The sequence below is a fragment of the Enterobacter sp. CP102 genome (assembly GCF_025152625.1).
Lineage (GTDB): Bacteria > Pseudomonadota > Gammaproteobacteria > Enterobacterales > Enterobacteriaceae > Enterobacter > Enterobacter soli.
The window spans coordinates 176716-199862 of sequence record NZ_CP104014.1; the positions used below are offsets into that span (position 1 = coordinate 176716).

Here is a 23147-nt window from a genome sequence, read left to right on the forward strand (position 1 = left end):
GCATTTCTGTTAAAGGAGTCACCGCAATGTATATCGGGATCGATCTTGGCACATCGGGTGTGAAAGCCATCCTGCTCAGCGAGCAGGGCGAAGTGTTAGCAACACAGACTGAAAAACTTCAGGTTTCACGCCCGCATCCGCTGTGGTCGGAACAGGACCCGGAGCAATGGTGGCAGGCGACGGATCGTGCAATGAAGGCGCTGGGTGAACAACACAGCCTGCGTGATGTAAAAGCGCTCGGTATTGCCGGGCAAATGCATGGCGCCACGCTGCTCGATAGCGAGCACCGCGTGTTGCGCCCGGCTATTCTCTGGAACGATGGCCGTTGCGGTGAAGAGTGCGCCATTCTTGAAGGCCGCGTGCCCACCTCCCGTGAGATAACGGGCAATCTGATGATGCCAGGCTTTACCGCACCAAAACTGCTGTGGGTGCAACGCCATGAGCCAGAGGTGTTCCGTCAGGTTGCCAAAGTGCTGCTGCCGAAAGATTATCTGCGTTTTCGTATGACGGGTGATTTCGCCAGCGATATGTCCGACGCGGCGGGCACCATGTGGCTCGATGTGGCCAAACGCGACTGGAGCGAGGCCATGCTCGATGCCTGCCATCTGACGCGCGATCATATGCCGGCGCTTTTCGAAGGCAGCGAGATCACGGGGACATTGCAGCCGGCCGTTGCCAAAAGCTGGAACATGCCGGCCGTGCCGGTGGTGGCCGGTGGTGGTGATAATGCGGCTGGTGCTGTAGGTGTCGGGATGGTTGACGCGGGGCAGGCGATGCTCTCGCTGGGGACATCCGGCGTCTATTTTGCGGTTAGCGATGGCTATCGCAGCAACCCTGAAAATGCCGTGCACAGTTTCTGCCATGCCCTTCCGGGTAAGTGGCATCTGATGTCGGTGATGCTGAGTGCGGCTTCCTGTCTTGACTGGGCGGCAAAACTGACCGGAATGGCCGATGTCCCGACGCTGATTGCGGCTGCGCAGCAGGCGGATGAAAACGCAGGTACCGTCTGGTTTTTACCTTACCTTTCCGGCGAGCGTACACCGCATAACAACCCTGAAGCCAAAGGTGTCTTTTTTGGGCTGACGCATCAGCACGGCCCGGCAGAGCTGGCGCGCGCGGTGCTCGAAGGGGTAGGTTATGCACTGGCCGACGGGATGGACGTCGTACACGACTGCGGGCTAAAACCCGGCAGTATCACCCTGATTGGTGGAGGCGCCAGGAGCAGCTACTGGCGACAGATGTTGTCTGATATCAGCGGGTTGCAGCTGGACTACCGGACAGGTGGCGATGTTGGCCCTGCATTGGGGGCGGCGCGTCTGGCGCAGATTGCCCTGAACCCGGATACGCCACTTGCGCAGCTGTTGCCGCAGCTTGCGCTTGAACAGGCGCATGTGCCTGATGCTAAACGCCATTTACAGTACGCCGAAAGGCGCGATGTCTTCCGCAAAATCTACCAGCAGCTGCTGCCGTTAATGTCATAAAGCGGTTGTCTGGAACAGGCATGAGGATGTCCTTTTTTGGTCTGTTCGTGCTCCCATTTCCTCGCCAGGATAAGGTTACACCCACTGGCGAGGAGAACCATCATGTCACGCATTGCTTTACTTAATATCGATACTCAACAGTCCTTTCATCATCGTGATTACTGGCAGGAGAAGGATATCCCCACGTTCCAGCAGGCGATGCTTGGGCTGATCGAAGGCTGTGAATCGCGCAATATTCCCGTTGTTGATATCTTTCATGTCGACGAGGACGGTCCCTTCTCACTGCAAAGTGGCTATGTCAAACCGATGGCCTTTTTACGTCATCGTCCTGCCGTGGTATTTCAGAAACACGTCCATAATGCCTTTACCGATACCGGTCTTGACCACTGGCTGCGGGAGCGTGATATCAATCAGTTGATCATCTGCGGCATTCGCACCGAGCAGTGCTGTGAAACAACCGCCCGGGTGGCCTCCGATCTGGGCTATGCTGTGACCTTTGTTAGCGAGGCAACGCTTACGTTTCCGATGACGCATAAGGGGATCACCCTCAGCGCAGACGAACTGCGCCATCGCACCGAGACGGTGCTGGCCGGGCGATTTGCCGATATTAAAACCGTCGCGCAGGCGCTGGAGTCACTTTAATGAGCATCGACGTCTGGTTCGTCATGCTGCCAGGGGTGTTGTCATTAGACATGACCGGCCCGGCAGAAACCTTCGTGCTGGCAGGCGATGCATTTCGCCTGCATTACATTGGCCCGGAGCCAGAAGTCCCGACGTCGATTGGCCTGACGATGGCGGGCATCCAGCCCTTGCCGGATACCCTGCCGGCGGGGAGTTTGCTGGTGCTGCCAGGCGTCAGTGATTCCTGCTATCAGTTTTCAACGCCGCAAGCGAAGTGCATTCAGAACTGGTTGATGCGCCTGCAACCGCAAATTCACCATCAGGACATCACTGTCATGTGCGTCTGTTCTGGGGCGCTGCTGGCGGCGAAATCCGGTTTGCTGGATGGCAGGCAGTGCACAACGCACCACGATGTTATCGGGCGTTTGCGCAGCGCCGCACCGACAGCGGCGATCAAAGAGAATCGAATATTCGTTCAGGATGGGAGTATCTGGACCAGTGCCGGGATCACGTCGGGTATCGATCTGGCGCTGCACATGATTAATCGTCTTTGTGGGCCGGAAAAGGCGCTGGCCGTGGCGCGTGAGATGGTGGTCTGGTTCCGTCGCTCTGGCGACGACCCGCAGTTATCCCCCTGGCTACGCTATCGCAACCATATCCACCCGGCCATCCACCGTGCGCAGGATGCTCTCACCGCAGAGCCGCAAAAAGCGTGGAGCCTGCCGGATATCGCCGCTCTGGCGCACGTCAGCCCGCGCCATTTGACCCGGCTTTTTCAGGCGCATTTAGGGATAAGCGTTCGGGATTACCTGGAACAATTGCGTCTGGCGGTGGCAGAGCAGTGGTTATTGCAGGGGCGTGGCGTGGAGCAGGCGTCACTGGCGGCAGGGTTTTCCTCCCCGCGCCAGTATCACCGCGCCAGGCAGCGCAATGTTAACTGACGAAACGGCGAGTATCGATCTTCTGTAGCAGCATCGACAGCAACAGACTCACGGCAAGCGTAGCGGCAAAAATCCAGACAATATCCAGCAGCGGCCAGCTTTTCAGCTCAACGCCCCGGGTTCGCAGTGCGTGGATAACCAGCGCGTGAAACCCGTAAATTCCCAGAGAATGCCGCGAGATAAACCCAAGCCAGGGAAGAGGGCGGGCATTCAGCGTATTTTTGACCAGCGTTAGCAGGGATACGGCACAGATAAAGACCATCGGCCCGCAGTACAGATACCACGTATCAGCGAAGTTACCGCGCCATTGCAGTTCATACAGCGTCCCGCGGGAGATAATCACCACGCCGATGATAAAAATGGCGGCACATAGCCCATTAAGCCCGCGTTTTTGCGTGTCCATCATGCCAATCGCGCGTCCCAACATGCCGTAGAGAATGTAGTAGAACGTATCGCCACTGATATAGAGGTTTACTGGCAACCATTCAAATCCCCCGATTTTTTGCGACACCGTATTGGGGTTGGCTACCACGCCAATCACCACCATCAGCGCCAGCAGCATTTTTCCGCTCACATTTTTTACCTGAATCAGCGGGGAAACCAGATAGATAACGATGATCGCGAAGAAGAACCACAGATGGTAGAACACCGGCTTTTGCAGCAGATATTTGAGTGAAAGCCCGGCGTTAATCGAGGTAAACAGCGTGATATAGAGCAGCGCAATGGCGCTGTAAAACAGCAAACATGAGGCGATGCGCATGAAATGCTTCGGCTGCGCGCTGCGCTCGCCAAAAAAGAGAAAGCCAGAAATCATAAAGAACAGCGGCACGCTGACGCGGGACGCAGAGTTCAGAATATTGGCGATATCCCAGTTAACGTGACTGATACTGTGGGCGTTAGTGACATACCAGGTGGTGGTATGGATCATCACCACCATCAGACAGGCTATTCCTCGCAGGTTATCAATCCAGTTAATTTTTGACTGCATCAGTTCCTCTGTTGTCCTGTTAAAAAGAGTGTGACTGCCAATACACGAAAGCCTCTCGTTGGAAAATTCTGAGTTTTATTATGCAGGCTTGTACGGAGGCCGCGAGATTCGCAGAATGCCAAACCTTAATCTATAAAAGCTTTGATACTAAAAATAACAGCCATAGACCAGGCCGGTAATAAAAATGATGATGAAGCGTGTGGCGTCACTCTTTCTGCTGCTTATGCTGGCAGGATGCAGTTCTTCGCAAGATGCCCCTGTGCAAAAAGCGCAGCAGGGTAAAATGAGCCCTGAACGCTCTCTGAATATGGAGCAACTGTGCAAAGATCAGGCTGCTCACCGCTATAACACGGGCATGGAGAAAATCGATGTCACGGGCTTCGAGCGGTTTCAGGGCAGTTTCGAGCTGCGGGGACATACCTCTCGTAAAGAGGGCTTTGTCTGTTCTTTTGACGCAGACGGCCAGTTTTTACATCTCTCGATGCGCTAACGTGTGCGGATAATCAGCAGCCAGAGCGGGCAAGTCTTCAGGCTGAAAGCCTTATTTCCCAATTTTCCCTAAACAAACCCGTTTCGTACTGTATATCTTGCAGTCAGCGGGTATACTGATCCCTTCCATTAAAAACCACACGTATCCAGCACGACATACTATGCAAAAGTTTGATACCAAGACCTTCCAGGGCCTGATCCTGACCTTACAGGATTACTGGGCTCGTCAGGGCTGTACCATTGTTCAACCTTTGGACATGGAAGTAGGCGCAGGCACTTCACACCCGATGACCAGCTTACGCGCGTTGGGGCCAGAACCAATGGCAACGGCTTATGTGCAGCCATCCCGCCGCCCTACTGATGGCCGTTACGGCGAAAACCCGAACCGTTTACAGCACTACTATCAGTTCCAGGTTGTGATTAAGCCATCACCGGATAACATTCAGGAGCTGTACCTCGGGTCGCTGAAAGAGCTGGGAATGGATCCAACCATCCACGACATTCGTTTCGTGGAAGATAACTGGGAAAACCCAACGCTGGGTGCCTGGGGTCTGGGCTGGGAAGTGTGGCTGAACGGTATGGAAGTGACACAGTTCACTTACTTCCAGCAGGTTGGTGGTCTGGAATGTAAACCGATTACCGGTGAAATCACCTACGGTCTGGAACGTCTGGCTATGTACATTCAGGGCGTAGACAGCGTTTACGACCTGGTCTGGAGCGACGGCCCGCTGGGTAAAACCACCTACGGCGACGTGTTCCATCAGAACGAAGTGGAGCAATCCACCTATAACTTCGAATACGCGGACGTGGACTTCCTGTTCACCTGCTTCGAGCAGTACGAGAAAGAAGCCCAGCAGCTGCTGGCGCTGGAGACTCCGCTGCCGCTGCCTGCTTACGAGCGTATTCTGAAGGCCGCCCACAGCTTCAACCTGCTGGACGCCCGCAAAGCCATCTCCGTGACTGAACGTCAGCGCTACATTCTGCGTATTCGTACCCTGACCAAAGCCGTTGCAGAAGCTTACTACGCGTCCCGTGAAGCCCTTGGCTTCCCGATGTGCAACCGAAACAAATAAGAGGCGGCCATGTCTGAGAAAACTTTCCTGGTGGAAATCGGCACCGAAGAGCTGCCACCAAAAGCCCTGCGCAGCCTGGCTGAATCTTTTGCTGCGAACGTGACTGCCGAGCTGGATAACGCTGGCCTGGCGCACGGTAAAATTGAATGGTTTGCTGCACCGCGTCGTCTGGCGCTGAAAGTGGCCAACCTGGCGGCGTCTCAGCCCGATCGTGAAGTGGAAAAACGTGGCCCGGCGATTGCTCAGGCGTTCGACGCTGAAGGCAAACCAAGTAAGGCGGCAGAAGGCTGGGCACGTGGTTGCGGTATCACCGTTGACCAGGCTGAGCGTCTGACCACTGACAAAGGCGAGTGGCTGCTGTATCGCGCACATGTGAAAGGCGAAAGCGCGGAAGCGCTGCTGCCGGACATGATCGCGACCTCACTGGCTAAGCTGCCAATTCCTAAGCTGATGCGCTGGGGCGCGTCCGACGTGCACTTCGTGCGTCCGGTTCACACCGTGACCCTGCTGCTGGGCGATGCCGTTATTCCTGCCACCATTCTGGGCGTGGCGTCCGATCGCGTGATCCGCGGCCACCGCTTTATGGGCGAGCCGGAGTTCACCATCGACAATGCCGACCAGTACCCGCAGATTCTGCTGGAGCGCGGTAAAGTCATTGCCGACTACGAACAGCGTAAAGCCAAAATAAAAGCGGACGCGGAAGAAGCGGCACGCCAGATTGGCGGTAACGCTGACCTGAGCGAAAGCCTGCTGGAAGAAGTGACCTCTCTGGTCGAGTGGCCTGTTGTGCTGACGGCGAAATTCGAAGAGAAATTCCTGGCCGTTCCGGCTGAAGCGCTGGTGTACACCATGAAGGGTGACCAGAAGTACTTCCCGGTCTACGCCAACGATGGCAAACTGCTGCCAAACTTCATCTTTGTGGCGAACATTGAGTCCAAAGATCCGGTCCAGATTATTTCCGGTAACGAGAAAGTGGTTCGTCCACGTCTGGCGGATGCGGAGTTCTTCTTTAACACCGACCGCAAAAAACGCCTGGAAGACCACCTGCCACGCTTGCAGACGGTACTGTTCCAGCAACAGCTGGGTACGCTGCGTGACAAAACCGACCGTATTGCAGAGCTGTCCGGCTGGATCGCTCGTGAAATCGGTGCGGATGTGAACCACGCGACCCGCGCGGGCCTGCTGTCTAAATGCGACCTGATGACCAACATGGTGTTCGAGTTTACCGACACCCAGGGTGTGATGGGGATGCACTACGCGCGTCATGATGGCGAAGCAGAAGATGTGGCTGTTGCTCTGAACGAGCAGTATCAGCCGCGCTTTGCCGGTGATGACCTGCCGTCTAACCCGGTTGCCTGTGCAGTAGCGATTGCCGACAAAATGGACACCCTGGCGGGTATCTTCGGCATCGGTCAGCATCCGAAAGGTGATAAAGACCCGTTTGCGCTGCGTCGTGCCGCACTGGGCGTGCTGCGTATCATCGTTGAGAAGAACCTGAACCTTGATCTGCAAACCCTGACCGAAGAAGCTGTTCGTCTGTACGGCGATAAGCTGACCAATACGAAAGTGGTGGATGACGTTATCGACTTTATGCTCGGCCGTTTCCGCGCCTGGTATCAGGACGAAGGTTATACTGTCGACACCATTCAGGCGGTTCTGGCGCGTCGTCCGACCCGTCCGGCAGACTTCGATGCGCGTATGAAGGCGGTATCTCACTTCCGTACTCTGGAAGCGGCATCTGCGCTGGCTGCGGCTAACAAACGTGTATCCAACATCCTGGCAAAATCCGACGAAACGCTGAACGAGCGTGTGAATGCTGCGACGCTGAAAGAGCCGGAAGAGATCGCTCTGGCGATGCAGGTTGTGGTGCTGCGTGACAAGCTGGAGCCGTTCTTCGCGGAAGGTCGTTATCAGGAAGCGCTGGTCGAACTGGCTGAACTGCGTGAGCCGGTTGATGCCTTCTTCGAGAAAGTGATGGTGAACGTAGAAGATAAAGAGCTGCGTGTGAACCGTCTCTCTATGCTTGAAAAACTGCGTGAACTGTTCCTGCACGTGGCGGATATTTCGCTGCTCCAGTAACGTGCTGTTGCCCGGTGGACGGGCCTGGAAATGCTAAAAACCCGCTTCGGCGGGTTTTTTTATGGTGCAGCGTTGTGCTAACCGATCGCGATCATGCCTTCACTGGTTTTCAGCCAGCGTGGGGCTTTCAGCGTATCGGCAAAATAGCCGACCAGTTCGCGCAGCAAATCCTCCAGCACGATCACTGTCTGTCGCGGCAGGGAACCGTTCATCAGCAATTGCGTGATCTCCTGGCAGTAACGTCCCAGTTGGTCACACTCAGGTTCGAAAGCCGGAAGGCGTGACGGAAGTTCTTCCACGGTCAGATTTGCTTTTAAGTATTCCGGGATGGGTTCCATAAGCGTGGGTTGCAGCAGATTCAGGCAGGCGGACAGTCTGCCGTACAGCGCCATTTTTTGTGCGGGTTCCTCGCAATCAATCAGGATGTCGGCGAAGCGTTCGCAGTTATCTGCCAGTTCGGTGAAGGCGGTGGAGTGGTTGAAGGGAAGAGTGATTAAAGAGTCAGTCATAGCCATAATAATAACCTCAGTGAGTGGTATATCTTCCGCCACCGGAGGTTCCAGGCTCGCTGGTGGCGGAACCGGACAAGGTTGGAACGACTGGCCTCACTGACACCAGCGCGCTTTGCAGCGCCCCTGTCCGGCCCGCCATTGGGATGAAGCAGGCCGTACGACACAGAGCCTGTGTCGCCAGTGAAGTGAGTCAGGGTTCCAATCCCGGCACCTGATTTTGCAGGTGCGAAGAGAACTTACTGCTCATCAAAACAAGCGGCAACAGATTTGAGCTATGTCGCTGAGGATATTACCATTTCTGGAAAGAGGCTCGCAAAATTACCGTCTGTTCCGCCCATACCCTCTCCCAAAGATCTGAGGGTTCCCCGGTAGTTTTTGTCGTTACTCAGCGATGGCATTACGCCATTGAAATAAAAGGCTTACAGCGGCGCCATGGTCCGGCCGAAAATCGCCGAAGCGTTTCCTGTAGGCCGGGGCGAGGCGCATGGATGCGCCGAGAGGGCGCGACTTGCATGGACGCTGCATCGCGCCCGACCCGAAAGCCGAAAGGAATAAGCTGAGGGTACCGCGAAGCGGCGATTTTCTTGCCGGGAGCCCGGGTCGCCAGGGTGGTGGCGTTGAGCCACCCTGGCACGTTCACGTGTTATGGGGTGACAGAGTAGCAAGGAACGTGAAGTGAACGGAATATCCACCACAGCCGTATGTTCCCCCTCACCCCAACCCTCTCCCCAAAAAGGAGAGGGGGCCGTACGTGCCCGTATTTTTTGTGGGGATCCCTCACCCCAAATGAGGATGAAGTCTATCTTGCCCAAAAATTAACCTTGAAACGGTCAACAAATTACCGTTATCCTTATCCCCGTTAACTTTCTCCCTCTGGAGCGCATCCCGAAAATGAACAAACACGACTGATGAATTTCGATCCTTGCTAAACGCCACCGCGTCGGCAGGGGATGTTTTGATTTCATTCAGGAGTGCTTATGGCTCATTTTGCGCAGTCCCCTTCTTTTATTTTGCATCAGGTCACCTGTCAGTTTGCGACGGGCGATACGCTTTTTGGTCCGCTGGATCTCTCTCTTGAGCCGTCGCTGTGCGCGCTGGTTGGCCGTAACGGTAGCGGCAAAACGCGCCTTCTGCGTCTGCTGGCCGGGGTTGATGACCCTGCGAGCGGGCATATTGAACGTTTCGGCACGCACGTTTATGTGGCGCAACAACATGATATTTCCCCACACACTACACTGGCTGAACTGCTCGGGTATGGCGATATTTTTGCTGCCCGCAGGCGTATCGAAAGTGGTGATTATCAGCCTGAGTGTCTGGAAATACTCGACGGATACTGGGATTTAGCGGAACGCCTGAGCGGGGCGTTTAACCAGGCGAAACTCCCGCCATTTGATCCTGATAAACCTGCCGCAGAGCTTAGCGGGGGCGAACGTATTCGCGCCCTGCTGTGCGGAGCATTCACTGCCGGTGCAGATTATCTTCTGCTGGATGAACCCACCAACCATCTCGACAGACAAGGCCGTGAGTGGTTTTACGAGCAGCTTTCCCGCTATCAGGGGGGTGTGCTGGTGGCCTCTCATGACCGTGAACTCCTGGCTCAGGTTCCACGTATTCTGGAACTGAGCGCGTCGGGGTTGCATAGTTACGGCGGGAATTTTGCTGATTACCAGCGCCAGCGTGATGCCGAACAGCAATCAGCCCGCGCAGCGCTTGAACATGCCGCGACTGAACGTAAGCGCACGCGGGCGCGGATGAAAAAAGAGCATGACGACAGCCAGCGGCGCTCGGCAAAGACGCTGCGCACCGTCGATAGTCTTAACATCGCCTCGTTCGAGCGGGTCAAATACAAGATGGCAGCGAAAGAGCGTATTGGATCGTGGAAAAAACAGCATAACGATCAAAATGATGTGCTGAATGATGCCGTCAACAAGGCGCGTGAGCGGGTGGAAGAAGATAACCCGGTGATGTTCACCCTGCCGGGAAGTCAGATTGCCGAAGGGAAACAGGTGCTGGTACTTGAGGATCTGGTGCTGCCGTTTGTGGATATCCCGCCGACAAACTGGCGGATGGATGGCCCGATGCGCGTGGCGCTGCGGGGGCCTAATGGCTGTGGGAAATCAACGCTCCTGAAAACCATACTCGGGGAAACATCGCCGCTCGCGGGCAGTTGCCGGGTGTCAGTAACCTGCGCGTATCTCGACCAACACCTGTCGCAGCTGGATCTGTCGCTGTCGGTGATGGCGCATCTCAACCTGAGCAATACGCCGCTGGAAGAAGGAGGGTTGCGTACCCGCTTAGCCCAGCTTCAGCTTGGCGCTGATAAAGTCATACTTCCGCTGGCGGAGCTGAGCGGCGGTGAACGTCTGAAAGCCGCGCTGGCCTGTGTGCTCTGGCGTGAAGAGGCCACACAGCTTCTGCTGCTGGATGAGCCGACCAACCATCTGGATTTGGCCTCCGTTCAGGCGATTGAAGCGGCGCTGGCGACGTTCCCCGGCGCGTTGCTGGTGGTGTCGCACGATGAGGCCTTCCTGAACGGACTGAACCTGACGCATGAAATGATGTGGCAGAAAGAGGGGTGGCGCTGTGAGAGGTTTTAAAACACAAACCCCCGCAAGGGCGGGGGCTGTCACAATCTGGTATTACGCTATCTGTTTGCTGAGTGCAGGGTTTGCCTGAATCAGGCGCATCAGCTTTATCTCGGTGGCTGTGGGTCTTTCACGTTTTGACTCCCACTCCAGCACCATCGCTACGCTGACACCCATTGCTCTGGCGAATTCATCCGTTTTCAGTCCTGTCCCTTTGCGCAATTGCTCATATTCTGTAAAGGGATTGGATTTTTGTTGCAGGGTAATCGTCTGCGGTACATCTTTAAAAACAATCTGTTCCAGGCTGCTCAGCAGCTCAAACTCAGGATCTTTATATTCCATTGAGAACTCCTCTTAAATCACACAGCGGGATCGTGAACATCAGAGAGCCAATTAAGAATAGTCCCTAAAACAGACGCAGGATCGCCAGGGTTGTGATTAATCGTGCGGTAGGCGGGGCTTTACGCGTTTCAGCAGAAGGCTTATCCGCGCTAATTGACTGATTATTCATAAACAGCGCGGCAGCGTATTTTTTTGTAAATCGTCAGCAAGAAAACGGCAATAGTCGTTTTGTATGAAAAGAGTATCTTGCAAGGCTGACCTGGACTATCCTTGTCAGCGTCGGGCACGCGTGTGCCGGTGTGCGCTTTTTTGGGTGAAAGGAGTATTAAAATGGCGACAGGAAAGTCCTGCTCTCGCTGGTTTGCGCCTGTTGCGGCGTTATTGATGGTAGTTAGCCTGAGTGGGTGTTTTGATAAAGAAGGCGATCAGCGCAAAGCGTTTATCGATTTTCTCCAGAATACGGTGATGCGCAGTGGCGAACGTTTACCAACGCTGACTGCGGATCAGAAAAAACAGTTCGGTCCTTTCGTGTCCGATTACGCCATTCTTTATGGTTATTCACAGCAGGTGAGCCAGGCGATGGACTCTGGTCTTCGTCCCGTGCTGGATAGCGTTAACGCCATCCGTGTACCGCAGGATTATATGACCCAGCGTGAACCGCTGCGCCAGTCTAATGGTGCTCTGGGTGTGCTGAGCCAGCAATTGCAGAATGCAAAAATGCAGGCCGATGCTTCCCACTCTGCGCTGAAGCAAGGCGACGATCTTAAACCTGTCTTTGACAAGGTTTACGAGAAAGTGGTGACTAAGCCCGCTGACGCTATGCAACCGCTGATCCCGGCGGCGCAGATCTTCACTCAGCAGCTGGTACAGGTTGGAGATTACATCTCCCAGCAGGGGACCCAGGTGAGCTTTGTCTCTAACGGTATCCAGTTCCCGACCTCTCAGCAGGCCAGCCAGTATAACGCGCTGATAGGGCCGCTGGCGTCCCAGCACCAGGCCTTTAGTCAGGCGTGGAGCTCGGCAGTGACAGCCACTGAATAAGACAAAAAACCCCGCGAGCTGCGGGGTTTTTTTATGGGTGATGAAAATAACGCTTGTCATTCATGTACCACATAGGTATAACTGTGCCGTCGGTTTGTTACACAGACCTAAAGCAGTTTAGTAAAGCAGTCCAGATTGTTATCCATAGATACCCTTCGTTGTGACCCTTCCTTCATCGCTTAAAAATCTGTAACGCAACCCATCGCGCCGGAAGGCACAATATATTTGTTAATAAGGTAATTTCTATGTCTGCTAAAATGACTGGTCTGGTAAAATGGTTCAACGCTGATAAAGGTTTCGGTTTCATCACTCCTGATGATGGCTCTAAAGATGTGTTCGTACACTTCTCTGCTATCCAGAACGATGGCTACAAATCTCTGGACGAAGGTCAGAAAGTTTCCTTCACCATCGAAAGCGGCGCTAAAGGCCCAGCAGCTGGTAACGTTGTAAGCCTGTAAGCTTCCAACCCAGTAGCAAAGAATTTAAAAACCCGCCTTCTGGCGGGTTTTTTCGTTTCTACTGTTGTACCTGCGGGTTAACGCAGTTTTTCTCAACCCTTCCACCCAGCGCGGCGATAAGGTTGTCCACTGCGGTGGCCGCCATGTTGTAGCGGGTTTCGTGAGTTGCCGAGCCAATGTGAGGCAGGGCGACCACGTTTGGCAATGTCAGCAGCGGTGAACTGACCGGCAGCGGCTCTTGCTCAAACACATCCAGACCCGCGGCGTGGATCTCGCCGTTTTGCAGTGCTTCAATCAGCGCCTTTTCGTCCACCACCGGGCCGCGACCCGCATTGATGAAGATGGCTGATTTCTTCATTTTCGCGAACTCTGCTTTGCCTATCAGATGATGCGTTTCTTCCGACAGCGGCAGGATCAGGCAGACGTAATCGGCTTCCTGAAGCAAGGTATCCAGCTCGCAATAGCGCGCGTTAAAGCGCTCTTCAGCTTCAGTGTGATGGCGACGCGCGTTGTACAGCACCGGCATGTTAAAGCCGAAATGCGCACGTTGCGCCAGTGCCATACCAATACGGCCCATGCCGACAATCCCCAGCGTTTTGCCGTGAACATCCACACCGAACCAGTCCGGGCCAATGCTCTTTGTCCATTCACCCGCTTTCACGCGTTCGGCCACTTCCACCACCCGGCGGGCGGTGCTGAGCACCAGCGCCATCAGCGTGTCGGCCACGGTTTCTGTCAGGGCATACGGGGTATGCATCAGCAGAACTTTGCGGGTGTTCAGGGCCTCGACGTCGAAGTTGTCATACCCTACAGAAATCGTAGAGGTAGCACGAAGCTTCGGCATTTTCTCCAGCAATGTGACATCCACTTTCTCGCTTGAACCCAGCAGGCCTTCAGCGCTTGCGAACGCATCAGCGTGCTGCGCGACGGTGTCCGGGCTAAGGTTCTTCACCTGAGTCACGGTGAAGTGTTCTTCCAGGCGCTTTTGCAGATCTTCAGGCAGTGCTTTATACAAAATGACGGACGGCTTCATGCTAATCTCCGTTGATTTTAAAGGGGGTCAGGCGTGACGTGCGCCGACGGGAAGCTGTTGATTATTAGCAGGCTTAACAATCAAAGTAAGCCACACTGAGGCGAAAAGTGCTACCCCCATAAATATGTACGAGGCTGACGGGCTGCCGGTCGCGCCGTTCAGGTAGCCCACAAACCAGGAGCCGCAGAACGAGCCCAGTGCACCCATGCTGTTGATAAGCGCCATCGCGCCGCCTGCCACGTTACGCGGCAGCATCTCCGGGATGATGGCGAAGAACGGTCCATACGGGGCATACATCGCTGCACCAGCGATGACCAGCAGGGTGTAAGAAGCCCAGAAATGGTTGGCGCCCACGGCCCAGGAGCCGATAAAGGCAAAAGCAGCAATCAGCAGCAGCGGCCAGACAAACAGTTTACGATTTTGCAGTTTGTCCGAGGCCCAGGAAGCGACAATCATGGCAATGGTTGCCGCCAGATAAGGCACGGATGACAGCCAGCCCACTTCCACCATGCCGAGGTTTTCGCCGCCGCTGCGGATAATCGATGGCAGCCACAGCACGAAACCGTACACGCCAATGCTCCAGGTAAAGTACTGCGCACACAGCAAAATGACGTTGCGGGAACGGAAGGCTTCACCGTAGTTACGTACCGCTTTCAGGCCCTGTTGCTCTTTATCCAGCTGCGCCTGCAAAGCTGCTTTTTCATCTTCAGAGAGCCATTTCGCCTGCGAAGGTTTGTCTTTTACCAGCACCCACCAGCAAAATGCCCAGATGACAGCCGGAACCCCTTCGATGATAAACATCTCGCGCCAGCCGAATGACTGGATCAGGTAGCCAGACACTACCGACATCCAGAGTACCGTGACCGGGTTGCCGAGGATCAGAAAGGTGTTGGCGCGGGAGCGCTCAGATTTAGTGAACCAGTTGCTGATGTAGATAAGCATCGCTGGCATTACTGCCGCTTCGACCACACCAAGAATAAAGCGAATGGCGGCCAGGGCAGGAATATTGTTCACCACGCCGGTCAGTGAAGCGCAGCCGCCCCAGAGGATCAGGCAGATAAAGATTAGCTTACGAACACTGCGACGTTCGGCGTAGATAGCGCCAGGGATCTGGAAGAAGAAATAGCCGAGGAAGAAAAGGGCACCTAACAGGGAAGAGATACCTTTGGTGATCCCCAGGTCTTCAGTGATGCCCGCGGCGGACGCGAAACTGAAGTTTGCACGATCAAGATACGCCAGGCTGTACGTGATAAACACGATTGGCATGATGTACCACCAGCGTTTTGCTGCATTGGTCGAACTGTTCATAGGCTTGCCTCTGTTGTTGAGGTTTGTACCGCCGTTGTATGTAGGGTACACGGTGGTTTGTTTTGTGTGGTGTGGCTTGTTGCCTTCACCCTGGCCCTCTTCCCGGTGGGAGAGGGAATTCAGGAACCGAGCTGCGCTCGTGTCGGTAATCCTTCGCTGTCACCCTGCACCTGGATGGCCAGCGATCCAATTTTGTTGCCGCGCGATACGGCCTGGTGCAGCGTTTTGCCTTCCAGCAGGGCGCTAATCACCCCCACAGCAAACCCGTCGCCAGCCCCAACGGTGTCGACTACGTTGTCGACTTTTACCGCGGCAACTGCGCCTTGTTCACCCTCGGCGGTTTTAAACCAGGCACCGTCGGCACCGGTTTTCAGCACCACGGCTTTTACCCCTTTGTTCAGGTAAAAATCAGCGATCCCTTCCGGCGTCTTTTGGCCGGTGAGGATGATCCCCTCTTTCACACCCGGCAATACCCAGTCGGCCTGGAAAGCCAGATGGTTAAGCTTTTCAACCATTTCGGCTTCACTTTTCCAAAGCACCGGGCGCAGGTTAGGATCGAAAGAGATCGTTTTCCCTTGCGCTTTCATGGCCGCAGCTGCGTGATCCAGCAGTTCATAAGAGCTGGCGGAGAGCGCTGCCGCCACGCCGCTCAGGTGCAGATGGCGTGCGGAGGAGAAATAGTGGGCGTGATAGTCGTTAACCGACAGATGGCTCGCCGCCGAGCCTTTGCGGAAATATTCCACAATGGGATCGGTTCCATTTTCAACTTTAGATTTCAGCTGAAAACCGGTCGCGAAGCGCGCATCAAGGGTGACACCCGCGGCATCAATACCCTCTTTTTTCAGCGTATCCAGAACGAAATGGCCAAAACTGTCATCGCCCACGCGGCTTACCCAGCCGACGTTCAGCCCCAGGCGCGCCAGGCCGGTCGCGACGTTCAGCTCCGCCCCTGCCACGCGTTTGAAAAAGTGCTCTACCGCGCTAAGCTCGCCCGTTTGCGTGGCTACGAACATTGCCATGGCCTCGCCGATGGTGATCACATCCAGCGTCTTGTGCATGATTTACTCCTCGCGCAGCAGATTAACGTAATGACGGGTGACGGCAGCCAGGTCCGGCCCTTCCAGCGGAAACTCGATCCCGCGTGGTGCGTCAGATGGCAGCTGATCAAGCAATTCCAGCCAGCGTGCGTCGGCGTGGTCCGGCGCAATGGCGCGGAACTGCTGATGATGTGGGACGGCGGCTTTGACGTGGATATAACTCACGGCAGGCGCCAGATGGCGGGCGGCTTCTTCCGGTGAATCACCCACCCACAGCCAGTTGCCCATATCAAATGTCAGCGTTACGGGCAGCGACAACACCCGGCAGGCTGCCTTGAAGCGCTGCATCGGCGCAAGCTGGCCGCAGTCGGTCTGATCGTTTTCGACCACCAGCGCCATGCCGCTTTCGTTCAGCAATGTACGCAGCTCCTCAAGCGGCTGCTTATCGCGGAAGTGACCCAGAGAGACTTTCAGCCACAGAGCATTGAGCGTGGTGGCTTCGGCCAGGTATCGCGAAAGGTCGGGATTGAGGGTTCCGTCAGGCGTAAACAGGGGGGCTGGCGCAGAATAACAGGCCAGTAAACCCTGCAGCTCAATGGACTCGCCCAGTGCGGGCAGCGCCAGTAACTCTTCGCTGCTGAACAGCTCACGGCGGATCTCAACGCCATCGGCACCTGCGGCGGCAATCACCGGAAGCATTGCCCGTTGGCCACCTGCCTGTCGCACCTGATCCGCACCGTATGCGGCGGTGACCACCATTATTTTCCTGCCCATTGCCTGACTCCGTTACATCACTCGATAGTATTACGCTAGATGGAACCGGTTCCAAAGGAAAGGGCAGGATGTTGAATTTATGATCGGCATCACGAAGGGGAAATTAACGGGCGGTTGAGCCCCGAACGATCAGTTCACCGGAGAAGACCTGCTCGTGAATAGCATCGCTGACGCCTTCAATACGGCGCACCACCTGCTCAACCGCGGCATAACCGATTTGCCACGTGGGTTGCTTGAGTGTGGTAATGCCCACGCCGGCCAGCTCGGCCCACTCCAGCTCATCGAACCCCAGCAGGCCAATATCGCTGCCCCAGTGCAGGCCGATACGTTTAAGCGAGCGGGCAACTTGCAGCGTCAGCGCGCCGTTGGCGGAAATTACGGCTTTTCGCATCCCGCGATGGCGGGTGTGGAACTGGCGCAGGATGTTGTCGATCTGGTCGGCTTCATGCAGCGGGGTTTCGGCATTCTCGGCAATCACGCCCGGGTAGCGTGCCATGGTCACGCGGAATGCCGCCAGCCGATCGCGGCGGGTATTGACCGTACCCAGCGGTTCGCTCAGAAACAGGATAGCCTCAAAGCCCTGTTCGATGAGATGTTCGGTTGCGGTGGTAGCTGCCTGAGTGTTATCCAGGCCGACGACATCGCAGGCGAATTCCGGGATTTTTCTGTCGATAAGCACCATCGGCAGGGAGGATTGTTGCAGGCGATTCAGGCCTTCTTCGCGCATTCCCACGGCATTCACCACAATCCCTTCCACCTGGTAACTGCGCAGCAGATCGAGGTAGTGCAGCTCCTGGTCGACCTCGTTATTGGTGTTACACACCAGCGGGGTGAACCCTTTTTCACGGCAGGCCGCTTCAATCCCACTTAACACATTTACGGAGTAGGGGTTGGTGATGTCGGCGATGATAAGCCCAATAAGACGCGTACGGCCATGCTTCAGGCCGCGAGCCATCAGGCTTGGGCGATAATCCAGGTCGGCAATAGCTTGTTCAATACGTGCCAGCAGGGCGTCAGACAACAGATGTTTCTCGCCGTTGAGATAGCGTGAAATACTGGTTTTACCGGTTTTGGCGGCTTTGGCTACGTCGCTGATGGTGGCCCGTGCTGATTTGCTCATCGTTGATTTCCCTGAATTGAGTGAGAACACCTTAGCGGGAAAATCTGACGAATCAAGTGATTTGCCCGGTGGCGCTGCGCTTACCGGGCCTACATATCGAACGTAGGCCGGGTAAGGCGAAGCCGCCACCCGGCGCAATGATTACTGCACAGGACTCAGGGTGATCTCTACGCGACGGTTTTGCGCTTTGCCTTCCGCGGTGCTGTTGCTGGCGATAGGATTAGCAGGGCCCATTCCCTTGCTACTGATACGGTTAGCCTCAACGCCCTGGGTAATCAGCGAGCTGGATACGGCATCGGCACGCTGCTGCGACAGACGGTTGTTGAGATCCAGGCTGCCCGTGTTGTCGGTAAAGCCGAACACGTTCACGGCTGTCTTGTTGTACTCTTTCAGCACCATCGCCACGCCGGTCAGGGTGTTTGCACCTGCTGGCTTCAGCGTTGAGCTGTTGGAGTCAAAGGTCACGTTGTTTGGCATGTTGAGGATGATGTTGTCGCCATTACGCGTCACGCTCACGCCGGTTCCCTTCATTTTCTCGCGCAGTTTTGATTCCTGCACATCCATGTAGTAACCCGCGCCGCCGCCCAGTGCTGCACCGGCCGCTGCGCCAATCAGTGCGCCTTTGCCGCGATCTTTCTTGGAAGAGGAGAGTGCGCCAATGCCCGCGCCTACCAGCGAACCGAGACCTGCGCCGATGCCCGCTTTTCCTGCTTCGCTCTCACCGGTATAAGGGTTTGTTGTGCAGCCTGAAACAGCCATTGCGCCGCTCACCAGAGCAGCAATTACGAGTACGCGTTTTTTCATCTTATTTCCTTAATCCTTTTTATTCTTTGCCACGACGAGCGTGGCGGTTGATTATGACGTCCAGATACGGAGAAAATTCCGGGTATTACTCTGAAATTTGTGTCAAACCATAAACAGCCTCAATAAGAAGGCCGTAAAACCTGCACGCAACCAGGAGCGCACGCTTGAGCACCTCAACAAAAACGATTCTGACCGCCGCCCACTGGGGCCCGATGCTGGTCGAAACCGATGGCGAAAACGTCTTGTCATCCCGCGGGGCACTGCCTTCGCAACATCCGAACTCGCTTCAGACAGTCGTTCGCGATCAGGTACACAGTAAAACCCGCGTGCGCTGGCCGATGGTCCGCAGAGGTTTTTTGATGTCACCGGATAAACCGCAAGGTATCCGCGGGCAGGATGAGTTTGTACGCGTGAGCTGGGACGATGCGCTCGCGCTGATCCACGCGCAGCATAAACGTATCCGCGAGAGCTATGGTCCATCGTCCATTTTTGCGGGCTCTTATGGCTGGCGTTCAAACGGGGTACTGCACAAAGCCGCCACGCTTCTCCAGCGTTATATGAGCCTGGCCGGGGGTTATACCGGGCATCTGGGGGATTATTCGACCGGCGCGGCGCAGGCCATCATGCCGTACGTGGTGGGTGGAAACGAAGTTTACCAGCAGCAGACCAGCTGGCCGCTGGTGCTGGAACACACCGATGTGGTGGTGCTGTGGAGTGCTAACCCGCTCAATACGCTCAAGATTGCGTGGAATGCCACTGACGAACAGGGTATTCCTTACTTTGATGCGCTGCGTAAAAGCGGCAAACGCATTATTTGCATCGATCCGATGCGCTCTGAAACCATGGATTTCATGGGTGACAGCGCCGAATGGATTGCCCCGCACATGGGAACCGATGTGGCGATGATGCTGGGTATCGCGCATACGCTGGTGGAACACGGCTGGCAGGATGAGGCGTTTCTGGCGCGGTATACCACCGGTTACGACAAATTTGCGGAGTACCTGACTGGCAAAACCGACGGGATCGCTAAAACGGCTGAATGGGCGGCAGAGATCTGCGGTGTAAGTGCAGAGAAAATCCGCGAGCTGGCGGCGTTGTTCCACGAAAATGCCACCATGCTAATGTCCGGCTGGGGGATGCAGCGCCAGCAATACGGTGAGCAAAAACACTGGATGCTGGTGACACTCGCTGCAATGCTTGGCCAGATTGGTACGCCGGGCGGGGGTTTTGGCCTCTCTTATCACTTCGCGAACGGCGGAAACCCTACGCGTAAAGCCGCTGTGCTGGGGTCCATGCAAGGGACCGTTCACAACGGCACTGATGCGGTGGATAAAATCCCGGTGGCGCGCATTGTTGAGGCACTGGAAAACCCTGGCGGGTTCTATCAGCACAACGGCATGGACCGGCATTTCCCGGATATTCGCTTTGTCTGGTGGGCGGGCGGTGCGAACTTTACCCATCATCAGGATACCAACCGTCTGATCCGCGCCTGGCAGAAACCGGAGCTGGTGGTGATTTCAGAATGCTTCTGGACTGCCGCCGCCAGGCACGCAGATATCGTTCTGCCTGCCACGACCTCGTTTGAACGTAACGACCTCACCATGACCGGCGATTACAGTAATCAGCATATGGTGCCGATGAAGCGTGTTGTGGCGCCGCGTGATGAAGCGCGCGATGACCTGGATGTCTTTGCCGAACTGAGCGAGCTCTGGGAAGAGGGGGGACGCGAGCGCTTCACCGAGGGTAAAACCGATCTGGAATGGCTGGAAACGTTCTACCAGATAGCCGCTCAGCGTGGCGCTGCGCAGGGCGTCACATTGCCTCCGTTTGCCCAGTTTTGGGAAGCGAATGACATTTTCGAAATGCCGGAGAGCGAGCAGAATGCGCAATTTGTCCGTTTTGCCGATTTCCGCCGCGATCCGCAAAATCATCCGCTGAAAACCGAGAGCGGGAAAATTGAAATCTACAGCCAGCGGATCGCCAGTTTTAATTACGCCGACTGTCCGCCGCATCCTGCATGGCTTGAGCCAGACGAATGGCACGGAAACGCGCAGCCGCAGCAGCTTCAGATTCTGTCTGCTCACCCGGCGCACCGCTTACACAGTCAGCTTAACTATACCTCGCTGCGTGAACAATACGCCGTAGCAGGACGCGAGCCGATCACGTTGCATAAAGACGATGCGCAGGCGCGCGGGATTGTGGATGGCGATGTGGTGCGTGTCTGGAACCAGCGCGGGCAAGTGCTGGCGGGCGCTGTGGTGAGTGACGGGATCAGGCCTGGCGTTATCTGTATCCACCAGGGGGCATGGCCAGACCTTGAGCTGACCGAAGGCGGTATCTGTAAAAATGGGGCCGTCAACGTGCTGACCAAAGATCTCCCCAGCTCAAAGCTGGGGAATGGGTGTGCCGGAAACACGGCGCTGGCATGGGTCGAGAAATACCAGGGGCCTGAACTTACACTAACGGCGTTTGATCCGCCTGCCAGCTCATGATCCACGTCGGGTGTTGAGTGTCATCCTGCCAGGCGCTGTCTTCGATGCGAAAGCCCTGGGAATGGTAGAAATTCACCGCCCGGACGTTTTTCTGATACACCTCAAGGCTTAAATGCGGGTAGCGCTGCTGAACATAGTTCAGCAGCGCGCGCCCGATACCTTTCCCGATGAATGCCGGTGCGACAAACAGCGCGCCGACAAACTGCGTCTGCATCACGCTAATGAATCCGCACGGGCGTCCGTCTTCTTCCCAGACCCAGGTTTCTGCCGACGGAAGATAGACGTCACGCACCAGAATTTCATTCTCTTTCCAGTAGCCCGGGTCGATAAACGGATGCGCCTCGGTGGTACTTTCAAGCCATAAGCTCAGTAACGGATCTGCATTTTCACTTTGCCATTTGCGGATCATCAACGCCCCCAGGGTGACAGATGCAGCCTGTAATATGGTCGTTCACCAGCCCACAGGCCTGCATAAAGGAATAACAGATAGTGGTGCCCACAAATTTAAACCCTCTTTTCTTCAGCGCCTTAGACAGCGCATCTGAAGCGGGGGTTGAGGTGGGGATCTCCGCGAGCGTTGCGGCCAGCGTCACTTTTGGGGTGTTGTCCACAAATGACCAGACAAAATCTGAGAACGGCTCGCCGTTTTGCGCCATGGCCAGGAACGCCCGCGCGTTACCGATGATGGCCTGTATTTTGCCGCGATGACGGATAATACCGGCGTCCAGAACCAGCCTTTCTACATCCTCGTCGGTCATTGCCGCGACCTTAACGGGATCAAACTGATGGAAGGCTGCGCGGTAGTTTTCACGCTTCTTCAGAACGGTTATCCAGGAAAGACCGGCCTGCTGACCTTCCAGACAGATCATCTCAAAGAGTTTTTTGCCGTCTTTTTCCGGCACACCCCATTCCTGATCGTGATAGTCGATATAGAGCTGATCCTGGCTTACCCAGCCGCAACGTTGCATAGGTTATCTCCCTTATTGATACTGAAATCGCAAAAATTTCAATCTTTCAGGCTTGACGTGTCTGCTAAAGAGACAATAGTTAATACAGGGCTAAGCCCTGATACCTCTTCCTAAACAATGATAAATATCGCCGAATTCGGCTCTGTCTGGAGTCGCTTTGATGATGATAAAAAAAATCAGTGGCTGCCATGCAGTTTTGGGCCTGGCAGGTGTCTCAGTCTGTTTATTTTCCTGTAACACTGCTTTGGCCTGGCAACAGGAATATATCGTTTCAGATACACAAAGCAATACGGCGGAACGCTATACATGGGACGCCGATCACCAACCGCGTTATGAAGATATTCTCGCAGAGCGTATTAAGACGTCGCAGAATGCGCCCGGGCTCGCCCTGACTCTGCCGTCTGACTCGACGTCTGAACTTCCCGGCTCGATGAGCCTTGGGTGGAATTTCCCTGTCACCAGCCATATCACCACCGGACCCGTCCTGGCATGGCGTTATGATGGTTCGGCTCCAAACATGTACAACGAGTTTGGTGATAGCGCCACAACGCAATCACTGACCGACCCGCTCTGGCACGCCAGCGTCAGCTCGCTGGGCTGGCGAGTGGATACGCAATATGGCGAACTGCGCCCCTGGGCAAAGATTAGCTATAACCAGCAGTTTGGTGAAAATCAGTGGAAATCGCAGTTTGGCATGTCCCAGTCGCCCGCGCCGATGCAGTACGGTAACTGGGTGGATGTGACGGTCGGTGCCGATGTACTGCTTAACCCGCATATGGCAGCGTATGCCTCTTTATCTCAGGCGGATAACACCACCGCCGGCGAAGACTTTTTGTATACCCTGGGTGTGAGTGCAAAATTCTAGGGTTGTAACTTTTTTCAACGATGCGATAACATCTTTGGCACAATAATGGTCGGGGTTGCAGCGATAGTATGCACTAACACACTTTCGCTCCTGACCCCGGCAAGGTCATTCATTCCTGAATCCAGGCATTTCATTC

General features: G+C 55.3%; 22 protein-coding genes. 11 read left to right on the plus strand and 11 right to left on the minus strand.

The window, feature by feature from the left end:
* Positions 1-26 precede the first annotated feature (26 nt).
* The 3 genes from xylB to N1249_RS00855 all read left to right on the plus strand — a co-directional run bounded on the left by xylB (position 27) and on the right by N1249_RS00855 (position 3043).
* Complete coding sequence (xylB, locus tag N1249_RS00845) at positions 27-1481, plus strand: xylulokinase (RefSeq protein ID WP_259833815.1); 1455 nt, start codon at positions 27-29, stop codon at positions 1479-1481.
* A gap of 102 nt (positions 1482-1583) precedes the next feature.
* Positions 1584-2123: an isochorismatase family protein gene (locus tag N1249_RS00850; protein WP_259833816.1), complete on the plus strand. Its 540-nt coding sequence runs from the start codon at positions 1584-1586 to the stop codon at positions 2121-2123.
* Positions 2123-3043: a GlxA family transcriptional regulator gene (locus N1249_RS00855; RefSeq protein WP_259833817.1), complete on the plus strand. Its 921-nt coding sequence runs from the start codon at positions 2123-2125 to the stop codon at positions 3041-3043. Before N1249_RS00850 ends, N1249_RS00855 begins: the two co-directional genes overlap by 1 nt.
* On the opposite strand, the gene N1249_RS00860 is transcribed toward N1249_RS00855, so the two are convergent.
* A complete protein-coding gene (locus N1249_RS00860) occupies positions 3036-4031 on the minus strand; it encodes an acyltransferase (protein WP_259833819.1) in 996 nt (331 codons plus the stop codon). The genes N1249_RS00855 and N1249_RS00860 overlap by 8 nt on opposite strands.
* 184 nt (positions 4032-4215) lie before the next feature.
* Here N1249_RS00860 and N1249_RS00865 point away from each other — a divergent pair, with 184 nt between their 5' ends.
* The 3 genes from N1249_RS00865 to glyS all read left to right on the plus strand — a co-directional run bounded on the left by N1249_RS00865 (position 4216) and on the right by glyS (position 7672).
* Entirely contained in the window at positions 4216-4521 is a 306-nt protein-coding gene (locus tag N1249_RS00865; protein WP_014068420.1) for a YsaB family lipoprotein, read from the plus strand.
* A gap of 160 nt (positions 4522-4681) precedes the next feature.
* Positions 4682-5593 (plus strand): glycine--tRNA ligase subunit alpha, encoded by a 912-nt coding sequence (glyQ, locus tag N1249_RS00870; RefSeq protein WP_003860141.1) that lies wholly within the window; start codon positions 4682-4684, stop codon positions 5591-5593.
* 9 nt (positions 5594-5602) lie between these two features.
* Positions 5603-7672, plus strand: coding sequence for a glycine--tRNA ligase subunit beta (gene glyS / locus N1249_RS00875; RefSeq protein ID WP_259833822.1), 2070 nt, complete (start codon positions 5603-5605; stop codon positions 7670-7672).
* A 77-nt stretch (positions 7673-7749) separates the two neighbouring features.
* On the opposite strand, the gene N1249_RS00880 is transcribed toward glyS, so the two are convergent.
* Positions 7750-8187, minus strand: coding sequence for a hypothetical protein (locus tag N1249_RS00880; protein ID WP_259833824.1), 438 nt, complete (start codon positions 8185-8187; stop codon positions 7750-7752).
* A gap of 974 nt (positions 8188-9161) precedes the next feature.
* On the opposite strand from N1249_RS00880, the gene N1249_RS00885 reads away from it, so the two are divergent.
* Entirely contained in the window at positions 9162-10781 is a 1620-nt protein-coding gene (locus tag N1249_RS00885) for an ABC-F family ATP-binding cassette domain-containing protein (RefSeq protein WP_259833827.1), read from the plus strand.
* Positions 10782-10823: 42 nt separating this feature from the next.
* Here the strand turns inward: N1249_RS00885 and N1249_RS00890 are convergent, their stop codons facing one another.
* Complete coding sequence (locus tag N1249_RS00890; protein WP_014068424.1) at positions 10824-11111, minus strand: HTH-type transcriptional regulator; 288 nt, start codon at positions 11109-11111, stop codon at positions 10824-10826.
* Positions 11112-11441: 330 nt separating this feature from the next.
* On the opposite strand from N1249_RS00890, the gene N1249_RS00895 reads away from it, so the two are divergent.
* Together N1249_RS00895 and cspA are read left to right on the plus strand one after the other, a co-directional pair.
* Positions 11442-12152, plus strand: a complete 711-nt coding sequence (locus tag N1249_RS00895; protein ID WP_014068425.1) for a DUF3053 domain-containing protein — start codon at positions 11442-11444, stop codon at positions 12150-12152.
* A 245-nt stretch (positions 12153-12397) separates the two neighbouring features.
* Positions 12398-12610, plus strand: a complete 213-nt coding sequence (cspA, locus tag N1249_RS00900; RefSeq protein WP_003860775.1) for an RNA chaperone/antiterminator CspA — start codon at positions 12398-12400, stop codon at positions 12608-12610.
* A 58-nt stretch (positions 12611-12668) separates the two neighbouring features.
* Here the strand turns inward: cspA and ghrB are convergent, their stop codons facing one another.
* The 6 genes from ghrB to N1249_RS00930 form a co-directional block, all read right to left on the minus strand.
* A complete protein-coding gene (ghrB, locus tag N1249_RS00905) occupies positions 12669-13643 on the minus strand; it encodes a glyoxylate/hydroxypyruvate reductase GhrB (protein WP_259833828.1) in 975 nt (324 codons plus the stop codon).
* A gap of 27 nt (positions 13644-13670) precedes the next feature.
* Positions 13671-14951, minus strand: coding sequence for an MFS transporter (locus N1249_RS00910; RefSeq protein ID WP_259833829.1), 1281 nt, complete (start codon positions 14949-14951; stop codon positions 13671-13673).
* Between the two features lie 119 nt (positions 14952-15070).
* Entirely contained in the window at positions 15071-16009 is a 939-nt protein-coding gene (locus tag N1249_RS00915; protein ID WP_259833830.1) for a sugar kinase, read from the minus strand.
* Positions 16010-16012: 3 nt separating this feature from the next.
* Positions 16013-16762 (minus strand): sugar phosphate isomerase/epimerase, encoded by a 750-nt coding sequence (locus N1249_RS00920; protein WP_259833831.1) that lies wholly within the window; start codon positions 16760-16762, stop codon positions 16013-16015.
* A gap of 103 nt (positions 16763-16865) precedes the next feature.
* Positions 16866-17882 (minus strand): LacI family DNA-binding transcriptional regulator, encoded by a 1017-nt coding sequence (locus N1249_RS00925; protein WP_259833833.1) that lies wholly within the window; start codon positions 17880-17882, stop codon positions 16866-16868.
* Positions 17883-18023: 141 nt separating this feature from the next.
* Entirely contained in the window at positions 18024-18686 is a 663-nt protein-coding gene (locus N1249_RS00930) for an OmpA family lipoprotein (RefSeq protein WP_259833835.1), read from the minus strand.
* Positions 18687-18898: 212 nt separating this feature from the next.
* On the opposite strand from N1249_RS00930, the gene N1249_RS00935 reads away from it, so the two are divergent.
* Positions 18899-21178, plus strand: coding sequence for a molybdopterin guanine dinucleotide-containing S/N-oxide reductase (locus tag N1249_RS00935; RefSeq protein ID WP_259838283.1), 2280 nt, complete (start codon positions 18899-18901; stop codon positions 21176-21178).
* On the opposite strand, the gene N1249_RS00940 is transcribed toward N1249_RS00935, so the two are convergent.
* Both N1249_RS00940 and tag read right to left on the minus strand, forming a co-directional pair.
* Positions 21141-21587: an N-acetyltransferase gene (locus N1249_RS00940; RefSeq protein WP_259833837.1), complete on the minus strand. Its 447-nt coding sequence runs from the start codon at positions 21585-21587 to the stop codon at positions 21141-21143. The two genes, N1249_RS00935 and N1249_RS00940, sit on opposite strands and share 38 nt — an antisense overlap.
* Positions 21565-22146, minus strand: coding sequence for a DNA-3-methyladenine glycosylase I (gene tag / locus N1249_RS00945; protein ID WP_259833839.1), 582 nt, complete (start codon positions 22144-22146; stop codon positions 21565-21567). The genes N1249_RS00940 and tag overlap by 23 nt, the downstream gene beginning before the upstream one ends.
* Positions 22147-22306: 160 nt before the next feature.
* Here tag and N1249_RS00950 point away from each other — a divergent pair, with 160 nt between their 5' ends.
* Positions 22307-23011: an autotransporter domain-containing protein gene (locus N1249_RS00950; protein WP_259833840.1), complete on the plus strand. Its 705-nt coding sequence runs from the start codon at positions 22307-22309 to the stop codon at positions 23009-23011.
* The last annotated feature ends 136 nt before the right edge of the window (positions 23012-23147 follow it).